The 13,149-nt window shown below is 43.5% G+C and carries 11 protein-coding genes and 1 pseudogene; all 12 read left to right on the forward strand.

Annotation, left to right across the window (positions count from 1 at the left end; translation table 11 throughout):
• Positions 1-244: 244 nt before the first annotated feature.
• The 12 genes and pseudogenes from NQT65_RS19040 (at position 245) to NQT65_RS19090 (ending at position 13,147) form a co-directional block, all read left to right on the forward strand.
• A complete protein-coding gene (locus tag NQT65_RS19040; protein ID WP_256851823.1) occupies positions 245-931 on the forward strand; it encodes a hypothetical protein in 687 nt (228 codons plus the stop codon).
• The gene (locus tag NQT65_RS19045) at positions 928-1,506 is read left to right on the forward strand and encodes a hypothetical protein (protein WP_256851824.1); all 579 of its coding nucleotides are present in this window, start codon (positions 928-930) and stop codon (positions 1,504-1,506) included. The genes NQT65_RS19040 and NQT65_RS19045 overlap by 4 nt, the downstream gene beginning before the upstream one ends.
• Positions 1,507-1,518: 12 nt before the next feature.
• A complete protein-coding gene (locus NQT65_RS19050) occupies positions 1,519-3,039 on the forward strand; it encodes a secretin GspD/PilQ domain-containing protein (RefSeq protein WP_256851825.1) in 1,521 nt (506 codons plus the stop codon).
• An 8-nt stretch (positions 3,040-3,047) separates the two neighbouring features.
• Positions 3,048-4,310 (forward strand): hypothetical protein, encoded by a 1,263-nt coding sequence (locus tag NQT65_RS19055; RefSeq protein ID WP_256851826.1) that lies wholly within the window; start codon positions 3,048-3,050, stop codon positions 4,308-4,310.
• Positions 4,307-5,011 carry a hypothetical protein gene (locus tag NQT65_RS19060; RefSeq protein ID WP_256851827.1) on the forward strand — a complete coding sequence of 235 codons (705 nt, stop codon included), beginning with the start codon at positions 4,307-4,309 and terminating at the stop codon, positions 5,009-5,011. The genes NQT65_RS19055 and NQT65_RS19060 overlap by 4 nt, the downstream gene beginning before the upstream one ends.
• Positions 5,012-5,020: 9 nt before the next feature.
• Positions 5,021-6,649, forward strand: a complete 1,629-nt coding sequence (locus NQT65_RS19065) for a GspE/PulE family protein (protein ID WP_256851828.1) — start codon at positions 5,021-5,023, stop codon at positions 6,647-6,649.
• A gap of 172 nt (positions 6,650-6,821) precedes the next feature.
• Positions 6,822-8,009 (forward strand): type II secretion system F family protein, encoded by a 1,188-nt coding sequence (locus NQT65_RS19070; protein ID WP_256851829.1) that lies wholly within the window; start codon positions 6,822-6,824, stop codon positions 8,007-8,009.
• Positions 8,010-8,033: 24 nt separating this feature from the next.
• Positions 8,034-8,099 (forward strand): annotated as a pseudogene (locus NQT65_RS20320) (prepilin-type N-terminal cleavage/methylation domain-containing protein); the annotation flags it as partial.
• A gap of 21 nt (positions 8,100-8,120) precedes the next feature.
• Positions 8,121-8,474: a type II secretion system protein gene (locus tag NQT65_RS19075; RefSeq protein WP_256851830.1), complete on the forward strand. Its 354-nt coding sequence runs from the start codon at positions 8,121-8,123 to the stop codon at positions 8,472-8,474.
• A 4-nt stretch (positions 8,475-8,478) separates the two neighbouring features.
• On the forward strand, positions 8,479-8,976 hold the full coding sequence (locus NQT65_RS19080; RefSeq protein ID WP_256851831.1) for a type II secretion system protein: 498 nt from the start codon (positions 8,479-8,481) through the stop codon (positions 8,974-8,976).
• Between the two features lie 14 nt (positions 8,977-8,990).
• Positions 8,991-10,715, forward strand: a complete 1,725-nt coding sequence (locus tag NQT65_RS19085; RefSeq protein ID WP_256851832.1) for a prepilin-type N-terminal cleavage/methylation domain-containing protein — start codon at positions 8,991-8,993, stop codon at positions 10,713-10,715.
• Positions 10,716-10,726: 11 nt separating this feature from the next.
• Positions 10,727-13,147: a beta strand repeat-containing protein gene (locus NQT65_RS19090; protein WP_256851833.1), complete on the forward strand. Its 2,421-nt coding sequence runs from the start codon at positions 10,727-10,729 to the stop codon at positions 13,145-13,147.
• Positions 13,148-13,149: the final 2 nt, after the last annotated feature.

Raw genomic sequence — 13,149 nt, forward strand, 5'->3', positions numbered from 1 at the left:
GGCATGCCTAATTTTTAGAATTCATTTTGGGCAAGGGGCGGTCAAATTGGCCGCTTTTTTTTACCTTCAGAAAAACCCCCCGAAAGTTCCCCTAGCTTTTCCCAGCAAACCTTTGTTGACACAAATAGAATGGCTTCATCAAAAAAAGTCGGGTGGAGTCATGAAACAAGTTAAAAAGCTCAGTCTCTGCGTTTATGCAGCGTTTTTACTGGTGTCAGGGTGTTCCTCTGTACATCAAGAACGTGTGCATCCAGTCGCAGACATATTTGTACAGTTTGATGCGGGTCAATCTGTGTTTAACAATCGATACGCGCTCACAGAGCGATTAAGCAGCGTGTTGAACGGTTACGAAAAGCGCCCTGTAGTCGTTGTTGTAGCCTCTGGCAATAAACAAGAAGATTTTACTCTGGCTGTGTCGCGTCTTTATTCCATTGTAAATGCTGTAGACGTTGATGCTGATTACAGAGTGCTCGTAAAGCCATTGGAGCGTTTTGAACAGCGCGACCGTGTTGGTATCTACCATGCGGAAAATTGGGGGGTATTTGAAAAAACCTATATGCATGACGGTGATTATTCGTGGGTAGATGGCTCAAATGGTATTTACCGTTCATCTGATGAGCGGTTGTTTATGGCCGTACCAAATATGCGTCATTTGCAGCCGGTAGGTGCTAACGGCATGCAGCAAGCAGCAAGTTTGCTTGAAGCGCTTGGGTGGTCTTTGCAACTCATTGGCGAAGAGCCGGAGCCTTCGGATGTACTTCTTAACGATATCCAGATAGTCACGCTTGAGAAAGTTGCGTCTCGTATCGAAGTTTCATTGCTTCTTGATGACGTGATAGGCCAGTTAATGCCTGGTTGTGACTATGAAGTGGTGGCCGGTGAGCGACTGGTCAAGGTTTGGAAAAAAGATTTAATTGGGAAAATATTATGAAATGTTCGCAAGTTGCCAGCCTTGTCGTGGCGTTAGGTTTTGCATTGCCGGTTGTTGCACAAAATAGTGTTGTCCGTTCCTCGGATTTCTTGGATCAAGATGCGGTCACTGTATCGTCTAAAGTGGCAGCTGCTTACCAAAAGCCAGTTGTTGCAGTGGCGCAAATTCCTACGGTTACGCCCGTTGAAGCCAGTGATAGTGTTGAGGTTTATTCAATGTCAAATGATGAAACGCCTCAACCAAGACCCCGCACTGTTGTAGCAGATAGCGATAAGCCTGCACCGCCAGCTGTAGTTACAGATGGTCCTTATCGCTTTTTTCCGGAAACCGGCGCTGTTGATTTTAGTCTTCGCAAAGGTTTGTTGAAGCCTCAAGTTGTCGAATTACTTATGCATCACCGTCTCATCGATTCTACAGATGACATTCAGTGGCAAGCCTCTGACAATTTTATGTGGCCTAATAGTCACACATTGTCCGGAGCTTCATTAGATCACGTTATTAATGCTGTTCTTGCGCCTTATAAGTTAGTTGCTGACTTCAAGGGTAACGGCAGCGTTATCATTAAAAAGCTGTAGTAGGGGGCAATAATGAAAAATCTTAAACTCAGTATCATTACAGCAACGGCCACGGCTATATTTTTGGCTGGTTGTGCGTCTTCTGTCTCATCATTCAAAGAAGTAAAACAGGAAGGTGAGGCTGTTGTAGCCAAAGCGTATGAACACGCTATCAATGAAGAAGAGCTTCCCCACGTTCGGTATTCAGATGAATTTTATGTGCCTGAATTAAAAGAGCGCGATCAGGATAAGCCTCAGTGGTTCTTTCAAAAAGCAGAAGGGTCATATCTTGACTATACGCTTGAAGAAGTTATGCGGGATGTCCTAGCGCGTGAAGGGGTAAACATCCGTTACCTAGATAGTTTGGATAAAGGTCGCAGATTCTCGTTGGTACATAAAGGTACAATCGGCGGCTTGCTGGATAAAATTTCTTTCGCTACTAAGTATTCATACGAAATTGACGGTGATTTGCTTACGTGGAGTAAGTTTAAAACGGCAGAATTTGATGTGTCCTTTATTGCTGGACAAACGGAATACCTGTTCGGTGCTAAAGAGAATTCAACCGGTTCTGCTAATGCAAGCGGCGGTGGCGGGATGAACACCGTTGTCACGGATACAGGCTTTTCCAGTTCGGACGAATATATCAATTTCTCTACTGAAGGTCTTTCTATTTGGGAAGATATGAAATCCACTCTTGAGCTTTTAAAAAGCGAAGAGGGGAAGTATGTCATTAACCAAGCTACTTCTACTGTAGTGGTGAAAGACTACCCTGATAATGTCTCGGCAATAGCCGATTACCTAAAGCGTGGAAACGATAAAATCACGCAAATGGTCGCGGTTGATTTTCAGATTATCGAATTCTCTTCAAATGAAGGTGATCAGCGCGGTATCAACTGGAATGTTATTAAGCAAGACTTAGCTACTGGGGGAGTGTTTGGGCTTCAAACTGCTTTCAACACATTGGTAGATAATGATTTAGCTCCGACAATTCTTGGTTATAGTCAGGAAACAGGAAAGTATGCCGGTTCTCAGGTGCTACTTAATGTGCTGGATCAATATGGTGCAGTGACAACGGTTAAAAGCCGTCGAGTCGTTAGTTTGAACAATCAAGTAACAAAACTTTCTCAAGGTGGTGAGTTCGCCTACTTGGCGCAAAGTGGCGGTACTGCTACTGCGAATGTCGGTTCACAAGATAATCTAATGCCAGGTATTTTAAGAACCGGTGATACGATTTATATGCTGCCTAATTATGTAGGTGACAAAGTTGTAATCCAATTATCTACGTTTCTATCAGATCTCACAAACGGAAAGTTTAGACGTATTGAAAGCGGCGATAAAGCCATTGAAGCCCCTGAAACAAGTTTTTCAGATATGTTTATGAAGTTTGCCGTAAAGGATGGTCAAACCCTACTTATCTCTGGTAGCAGTGATAACAAAAACCAATATACAGAAAATTCTACAGGCGGTTTTGTGGCTTTAGGCGGTGAGCTGGGTGGCACTAAGAGTAGGAAGGAAACGCTCATTCTTATCACGCCAAGAATTGTGTTTCAGTAGGGGGTTGAATGCGAATTTATACGAGCCCAAAAGAAGATTATCGCTGGATATTTCAGCCCTTCAGGGCAACTTTTAGAGGTGCTGGCAGAGAAGAAAAAATTCGTCAAAAGGCGAAGGAGTTAGATTTTCGGTATCTGTCTGTCTATTCAACTGGTGATGCTCTTCACGCTGCTTATACGTCTGAGCGCGATGGATATGATTTTGCTGCAAGGTTTCACTCATATTGTTTGAAGGCAGGTATGAGTGATGTTGTATATGTAGAGCGTTCTAGCGACGAACATAACATTATAGTGATTGTTCGTGAGGGTAATATCAAAAGAGACAAAGTAGGTAAAACCGAAGAAATTAAAGCTGATCTCGAATCTATGATGGGTTCAGCTAATCTTGAAAATGTAAAGTTAATCAACTACCAGTTTCTCGAAAATGGAGTGTTAGAAAAAGCAAACAGTATCTTTGGGGGGCGTATTGAGAATTTGTCAGCTGCTTTGACTGACAAACTTGAACCTACTGAAGAGTTTTCCTTTTTAGCTGAACGTGATGCGATGTCTAAGATTAAGAGTCGTAGGCCTTGGCTTCTTTACTCAGTTATTGTTGGTATTGTTCTTATGGGTGTAAATCAACTAGCTTCGTTAACGAGCGAACCGGTTGAAAAAACAGTGGTTGTAGACCCTTATGCTACGTTTTATCAAGCAATGTCCTCTGATGTCATTCAAGTGCTGAATCGTATGGCTCAAGACTATAACACTCATGTTGGTTTAATGACGCTACCTGGATGGACAGTCACTAAGGTTACGCATACGAAAGGCCAAGTGAGTTACCGTATGATGTCTACTGAAAATGGTGATGTTAAAACGCTTAAAGCTTTTGCAGGACAAAATGGGCTTCACGTTATGATTGATCCCAATGAAATTGTTTTGCTCGGCCTTGGCGCTAACGTCACGTCTACAGATGAAAGCCTAGTGAAAATGTACAACGTTGAAGAGGTGCATCATTTCCTTCGCGATGCGGTGAATGAATATATTCCTGGGGCGGAACTTACTTTTATTCGTGACGTGCCTAAAGGTACAGATACAAAGTGGACGATACGGGAGCTCATGTTTCAGTTCAGGGGTATATACAAAGAAGATTTAATGACATTGGGCGCAATAACAAAAAACCTGCCTGTTAGTATCGGTGGTGATAGTGCAGACCCTAATGCTGGTCAATATATCATCGACGATGAGCGATTTACCGGCGGTTTAAAAATATCAGTATTTGGAGAGAAATTATGAACAAGCGTACCAAAGTTTTGGCGATAGGTGCGGCGGTCATTCTATCAACTGCAATAGGTTATAGGGTTTATGACAGCAATGCTCGAAGCGCCGCTGCCACGTTAAAAAGCAGTCCTGAAGCAACAAAATCAACAGAGTCAAAGTCTAAAATGAAATCAGTGGTGAGAACTCCTGATAAGGGGCGTATTTCTCAAAGCATTGATTCGCTTGCAAGACAAATAGTGGCTAACTCACCTAATCAAGAAGAGGCCTTTACGTTTCTTGTTGAGGCGAAGTCCTATCGCATTCAAGAGTTACGAGCTCGACGCGCAAAAGAGCGTGCTGAAGAAGCAAAAGCTCAATATGATGCAGATCTTTGGAGTCGCAAGCGTGGACAAATTGATGTCGAGCTTGCGAGGGAGGCTGAAAAAGGGTCGGTCGATACACAAGCTGGTCAAAACCTGTACCAAGGTAATGCGCCGGTTAGCCAGCAAGTAAGCCAATACAGTGATATTAAGAAGGAAATAACCCTAGCTGACTTTTCATTAAGGGCCATCATCAAAGAGGGTGCAGACTATGTTGCCCGCCTTGCCTACAGGGACCGAAATGTACCTGCTAAAGAAGGGTACACCCTTTTTGGCAAAGTCGATGTTAAGAGCGTTTCATCAAACGAAGTAGTGCTTGTGAAAGGCTCTGATGAAGTCACGCTTTATGCTTACTAAGAGGGCGTTATGACTACAGTAAAAGAAGTTATCTCTGGCACGTCCCAGCTATCCTACAACACATTTAAAGACAACGGCTATCGCTTTTTCAAACCTTTGCTGGATGTTTGTATGGCCTATGAGGGGAGTGGCGACCAAGAGGATGAAGATACCGTTTTTGTTGCGGTAATCATTCCTCCTAGCACTGACAAAACGGCGTTGATTATGACTACGCGCCGAGCTCACGATAGAAAGTCTTTGGAAATACAAAATATCGAAACGCTCCTATCGTCAAAGCATTCTATCAACAATGTGTCCGTAATTTATTCGCACCCAAAAGATATTCACGCCATCTTGCATGATGCGAATTCTAAGAAAGGAAAAGGTGAAAAATCTGAAGCTGATGAAACGCATAGTGCGGCTTTGCAGGACTTGGAAAATATTGTTACTGAAGCTGTTGTAACCGGCACATCGGATATTCACTTTTACGTTTATGAAGACCGTGCTGAAGCAGTATTTCGTATTGATGGTTTGTTTAGTCAAAGAACCCCCCTGGGAAGAGAGCAGGCTATCTCAATTATCGCCGCTGGCCTAAATACTAAGTCGCCGGATTACCGGTCTGTAACTGACGATAATGAAATGGCTGATGTTTCGATATACATGAATGTTGAAGTCCCTGACCCAAAAGGGGGTCAGAAACCTAAACGTGAAAAAATCAATCTTCGCACCTCTAAAAGTGGCTCACTTGAAGGGCCGCACACGGTAATGCGTGTAATCAGAACGTCTCAGGAGGCCAAGAAGACCATTTCAGACCTTGGGATGGATAGCGATATTCGTAGTATGCTTGTCCGTTCTACAGAAGCCCCTACGGGGATTATTCTACTCACTGGTCCAACGGGTTCGGGTAAGTCTACGACTTTGGCCGCGCTTTATGAAACGATAGATGAAGAGAGAAAGATTCTGTTACTCGAAGATCCGGTTGAATATCGGATTAAGCGTAAAAATACAGTGCAAAAACCGGTGTTTCCAGAAGTTAAAGGGCAGGGTTTTATTGATCACCTTAAAAACGCTCTTCGTCAAGACCCTGATATTATCGGTATCAGTGAAATGCGTTCTAAAGAAGTGGTGGAAATTGTGATTAAGTCGGCGCTCACTGGTCACTTGATGGTTTCAACGCTTCATACGAATGATGCTATTGGTGGTATAAGCCGTTTAATTGATGAAGGTGTAAGCCCTAAAGTGCTTGCTGAACGTAATTTGTTCCGCTGCATCGTCGCTCAACGCCTGATACCGGCGCTCTGTCCTAAGTGCAGAGTGAAGAAATCAGTAGAGGGCTTTGCAAACTCATATGTTAGAAGTGAGCATGGCTGTAAACATTGTGGTGGTACTGGCACTAAGGGGAGGGTGCTTATTGCAGAGTTGATCATGTTTGACGATAAATGCCGTGAATATATTGCAAACCACAACCTTGCTGCCCTAGAAAAACACCTATTGGATAATGGTTGGAAAGGCATGGCTGCGCGAGCTCGTATGCGGATAGAGCAGGGAGTTATTGACCCGTATGAAGCTGTTAAGCATGTGACTAATCTCTTTGCAGAAGAAAGCGCTGTTAAATATCCAGAAGTTGAATTCGTCAATATTGGATTAGAGCCTGCTTAATCATAATTAGGCATGCCTAATTTTTAAAGGCCCTTTTAGGGCCTTTTTCTATCGAGCATAGTTAAATATGTCTATGTGGCGACTCGTTTATTACGCCAAAAATGTGATTCAAAAAAACCCCCCGAAAGTTACCCCTGTTTTTCCAGCTCATTTTTTAAAAAGGCGCTTTACAATGGATTCATTGAGATTAATGGGGGCTTTTATGGCGCTGTCTAAAGAGCAAATACAAGATGCCGCAAAGCGTGGTGCGTTAATAGTACTTGAGTATGCTGGCATAAATTACCAGACCTGGGACCGTGCAAGGCGGTTTTTCCGGACGTGGGGATTTAGTAAGCAACGTCAATTTGAGTTTGTGCAAGACTTTTCTAGCTGGTTAAACGATGGGTGTAGCCCTAGTCAGGCGTGTCGCTCAATTATGGAAGCCGGTAAGGGTGATAAGCGCTTGCAGCAAGAAGTGAATGCAGCGACCTCTATTTATGAAGCTTTGAAGCGTGGTCAGTCTATCAGTGAAGGTATGGTGGATTGGTTTGACCCTGAAGTGGTTACGCTTTTTGATGCGGGACAGCAGGCCGGCTCTAAAGCCTTAACTCGCGTAGTGAATGAGTATTTAAAGCAAGAGGCTGAGATTAAAAGAGCAAAGGGAGAGTTTTGGAAGCCGGTGAAGCAACCATTGACATATTTTTTGATGGTTCTTGCTTTCATGATGGTGATGGGGTTGTTTATTTTACCGCAATTCTCTGATCTAATGCCGCCGGAAAAAATGACGTTTCCCGTGCGTTTCGTTCTTGGTTTCAGTGAGTGGGTGAAAGCGATGTGGCCTTATGTGTTTCTTGCGTTTTTGGTGATGTTTATGGCGGGGTTTCACTTTATCACCAATAACACGTCAAAAATGCGCCTGTCTCTTGATGGGTGTTTTCCTTTGAATATTTACAAAAATTTTGCGGCCATGAAAACGATGAAGACGCTGGGGATTCTCGTTGAGACTCGTTACAACCTTCATAAAGCAGCGACTGAGCTCAAACGTAATTCTAATGGCTACATGGTTCATCATCTTAATTACATTATTCGCGAAACGCAGTTTGGTGAAAGTGATTTGGGTGAAGCTCTAAATTCTGGTTTGTTGAGTAAGCGTCTCATGTTTCGTTTGCGAAACGCTGCAAATTCTCCGGACCAGGATAGAAAGAAGTCTGCAATATCTATTGCAGCGGATAGAAGTGGGGATGAAGCGGTTCGTGCGCTTATCGGAACTCGTCAGTTCGTAGCTTTCTTTCTATGGATAACAATGTCTCTGGCGTTGTTAATGGTGATTAGCTCGTTTATGGGCGTTATATCTTCTCTATTTAATATGTCTTATCGATAAATAAGGAGCCGAAAGGTGAAAATGATGAAAAAACAAAAGGGTTTCACCCTAATCGAGTTATCAATTGTGTTGATATTGATAGTTGGTCTTACAATTGTAATGTGGCCTCAAATGTCGCAAATGTTCGGTGTTGGTGATGCCGCCAAGACGCGAACGCAAATCAGTGAAATACAAAATGGTGCAGCGCTTTACAAGCAGCGAGATAATGTGTTTACCGGTGTTTCAATGACTGTATTGGATGAACAAGGCTATGTGTCTGATCGTATGGGTGATGGTACAGCGCGTAACCCTTGGGGTGGAAACTACACTATCGCGGTAGATGCAGCTGATGCCACACGTTACACGGTTACAGTTACTGGTATTCAAAACGCTGACATTGGGGCGCAACTTGCCGCTGACTATGCGACATCTGCGGTAAATGCCGATTTCAACGGTACAACAATGACAGTTACATTCCAGGGGTAGTTTCATGAAGCGGGTTCGTGGATTTACGTTAATTGAGCTCCTTATCACTATTACTATAGGTGCGGGAATGTTGATATGGGCAAGCTCGTTTAGTCAAGTAAATGGCAGGGTCTTTACTGCAAAACGGTTAGATCAAGATGCGCAGTTATTACTTGAGTCCATGAATCAGTATTACCATCGCCATTGCACTGAAGCTGTTTTCCCCGCCATCACAGAAGCTCAATTAAGAGCTGAAGGAATACTTGTTGGCGGGGGGTTCAATAATCCCTGGGGCGGTAATTACCAATTAGTAATTGACCGAATCAGACCAAGGAACCCGCTATTGCGGGTTTCAGTCGTTTTTAATAATGCCACTGATGCCGGTTTTGTTGCTGGATTTTCAGAGAATGCAACAGTCGCCGGTTCGACAGTTACATGGACGGCAAATAGTACCTTTAGCCGCACTGCTGATGGGGTTCGTAAGCAGTTGGATAGAGAAGCCTTTGGTACGCCATTGTGTTAAGCAGGAGTTTGATTATGAAAACTAATAAAAAGTCACAAGGCTTTACTCTGATAGAGTTGATTCTTGTGCTGACAATCCTATCTGGCCTTGCGGTCACGTATGGCCCCCAGTTAATCCAGCAGCAACAACCAATATCACAAGCTGATGATGCGAAGAATGATATCTCAGAGCTAAAGGCGGCGGCGAACGGTTACTACATGGAAAATCGTGCATGGCCTGCATCTGTAAATGAACTCATTGCCACTGGATATTACACTGGTTCGGGAGTATCGCCGTTTGGTACTAATTATGTCATCGATACAAACGGTGAGAACTTGGTGGTTAGTATTGATACTAATCGCAATCAGTTGGCAAACATGCTGGCTGGTAAAGTCTCCTTTGGCAATGTGGCGGCTGATGGTGAAACCGTTAGCACTGAAATGGGAACGCCGTCAAGAGAAGCCATTCAGTCATTTTTTCTTGCGCGTAAAGCAGTTGACGGTTGTGCTGATTGTAACCAGTTGGCACCTGGCACAAACATCGATGTTAATAACAACAATCTCAACAATGTCGATGAAATGGATGCTAATCAGGCAACTATTACTAATGCGACAATTACCACGGCAAATATTGACAGGGTGGAAGCTGAATCAATTCATCTTGGCAATAATAGTATTACCTATTCGGGTAATCAGTTAAATTTGAATGCTGGTACGGTTCGTATGAATGCGAACCTGTTTATGAACGGAAATATAGTGGGTAATGGTAATGATATTACCGGCTTTGACCGCTTGGAGGCTAATACGGGTGACTTTACCAACCTTTCCGCTACTACGGGTAATATCACTTCATTGAGTGGCAATAGCCTCGATTACAACACTGGTACTATCGATACCTTGTCTGGTGATGTTCTGAACTATGGTAATGGTACAATCACTTCATTGAGTGGTAATACCCTGTCTTATAATTCAGGTTCTGTAGGAAGCCTTAGTGGTAACACCTTAAATTACGGTTCGGGAACCATTGATAGCATTGGCGGTAACTCGCTGTCTTTTGGTTCTGGTGCTGTGAACACGTTAAGCGGTAATACCCTTACATATACAACAGTGAACGGCACTAACGGTAATTTTAACGGTCTATCAGCCAACAGCGCAAACTTCGACAACCTGGGCGTTACTGGTACAACTACGTTGAACCGCTTTACTGCCAATAACGGTACAGTAACTAACCTCACGAGCAGCAGTGCTGATTTTAATACAGTGTCGTTTAACTCACTTGATGCGGATAATCTTACTGCTTCAAATGCAAATTTGGCGACTGTGAATGCGACGAACGTAGATACCAATTTCCTAACCACCGGTTCGTTTAGCGCTAGTAGTGTGAACGTTACCGGTAATTTTTCGGTAGGTGGTACGCTAACGGCCAGTAATGTAACGGTTAGCAATAAAACCACGACTAATCAGTTACAGGCCTCTAGTAGTACGCTGGGCAATGCAACAGCAAGTGACATGAATGTGTCGGGCAACGTTACTGCAAATTCAGCCAGTGCAAATACTGTGAGCGCAAACAGCGCTACCATCGCCAATCTTTCTGGAACGAACGCCAATTTCAACGCGGTAACTGCTAACCAGTATAGTGGCGGCACGTTTAATGGCTCTAATTTTACGACCAGTCAAAGTAGCGTGAACAACAATAAATCTCTGATTGACCAATACATCAATAAATGGGACTCCTGCCAAAGCGCAGGCGGTTGTCAGTAAAGGTAAGTGCTATGAAAAGCTTGAAACGTCAAGCCGGTTACGGCTCATTGCTCATCATGGCCCTTGTGGGCATTTTGGCTTTGGGTAGTACGGTTTACTATAAAACACGAATGCAGCAGCCAGAAAGTGTTAGGGAAACTTATGAATCTACAGCTGAAGAGCTCAGAGAAATATCGAGCGCACTAACGGCTTATTATCGAGATAATATGGCGTGGCCCGCCACAATTAACGATTTGGCAGTTGGCGGTTACTTTACAGGTGATGCGGCGCGATGCGGCGGTGGTGCATTTCAGTCGCCTTTTTGTACGGCAATATTTGGTGGGCAAGTCGGTGACGATTACGCTCTGACTGTTAACCTTCTGAAAGAATCGATAGCGCAAGCTGTAGCAAACCAAATACCAGGAGGTTCGTCAGCTGGGACTACTGTTACAGCAACCATCAACAGACCTTTTCAGTCAGCGCTTTATGACGACTACCTACAGCGTGTAGAAGATCCTGATAATCCGCAACGTACTCAGTTAGAAGTAGACCTGGATATTAACAATAATGATCTGGTTAATATTGGTTCGCTTAATGTACAACGCGCCACTTTCGATGATGCTGAGTTTACCAATGCCGATATAGAAAGAATTAACACCGAAGAGGTTCAACTAGGCAGCAACGGCATTACCTATGCGGGTAATCAGCTAAATGTTAATGCTGGAACGGTGAGAACTAACGGTACTCTATCTATGAATGGCGATATTGATGGTAATGGCAACGATATTACTGGAATTGACTCTGTTTCAGTAAACTCCGGCCAATTTGATTCTGTAAGCGCTGATAGCGCGGCAATCAATAGCCTTAGCGGTAACTCACTGGATTATAATAGCGGAAATATTGATTCAGTGACCGGCAATAGCCTTACGTTCGGTAATGGTTCAATCACTGCGCTTGACGGTAATACATTTAGCTACAACTCAGGAACTATAAGCTCTGTATCCGGTAATATTTTGGACTTTAATACCGGTAATATCGGTTCTTTATCAGGTGATTCATTGTTGTATGGGTCAGGTACTGTGAATACGTTAAGTGGTAACACGCTTACTTATGGTACGGTAAACGGCACGAATGGTAATTTTGATAGCGTGTCAGCCAATAGTGGGTCTATTGGTAATATGAGCGTTACAGGAGCGGCAGGGTTAAACAGACTGTCATCATCTAACGGTGATGTGACTAATTTAGATGTTACTACGGGTAACATTAATAGCGGTGAGGCCAATAGCGCTTCTGGTACATCTGTATCGAGTTCAGGTACATCGTCATTTGATGAATTAGACAGTAACCGCATTGATACGAACAGCTTTAAAGGTCAGACTGTGCAAGCATCGAGCGGTAGCACTTCAGGCAATGCTTCTGCGGGGTCTCTATCGGCATCAAACCTAACGGTGAATAACCGTCTTCAAACCAATGTTATTGAATCTAACAGCTCATCTGTAGGCAATGCATCTGCATCAAAATTGACCGCCCTGGGGGCGCTTAGCGCTTCAGGTATCAACGTCACTACAGCTAACTTCAATACAGGTAACATTGCCAGCGTAAGTGGCACTAGCGCGAACTATAACACTGTCACAGCAAATCAATTTAATGGTGGCTCATATACCAGTAATGATGACTTCTACACGTCTCGAAGCTCGGTCAATAACAACTATCTACTGATTACTGAGCAACGAAGTAAGCTGGATAACTGTGTTGATGTCACTAAATACTGTATACCGGAAACGCCAAGTGTGAATTTAACCTGTTCTTCATGTAATTCAGCTGCTGCGCGTTCAAGCTTTTCTGGCACGGCGACTGGTTCAGTTTCGGGGTGTCGCCAAGGCTGTTCTTATAGCTGGGTCACATCAGGTAGCGGCCTTAGCTTTTCTGGTTGTAGTGGCGGTACTATTGCCAAAGGTGGTAGCGCATCACCTTCTTGTAGAGTTTCAAGTTCGCTAGGGCCTCAAGAGAGCGCTTCTGGTAGTATTGAATTAGTTGTAACTAATAGTCATTATACAAGCCGTTCGGCATCGAGCAATGTTGGCGTATCTTATACAAACACCACTCCCAATGATCCATTCAGAAATGTTGAAGCTGGTTGTTACGTTGATACAGCTGCATTTGACAGAGCTAAACCTAATACATGTATGTCCTCTGGTTGGCCTAATAACTCATACGTTGCGATTATGAGTGTTGGGGAGTATCTAGGCGCGGAAAACTTTCAATTTTATACAAATTCAGACTGGGATGTTTCTTGGGAAGGAGCTTGTGACTCTAGCTCTTATCAATGCAGATTAGAATATACACCAGGTACAGGTGATAGAACTTATACATCTACCGCTACCGTTCTTCATAAAAGTACAGGTGAAGAAAGGACATTTAATGTAACGGTTAGATTTAATACACTTGAGTAAAA

It is taken from the genome of Pseudoalteromonas agarivorans (assembly GCF_024518735.1).
Taxonomy (GTDB): Bacteria; Pseudomonadota; Gammaproteobacteria; order Enterobacterales; family Alteromonadaceae; genus Pseudoalteromonas; species Pseudoalteromonas atlantica.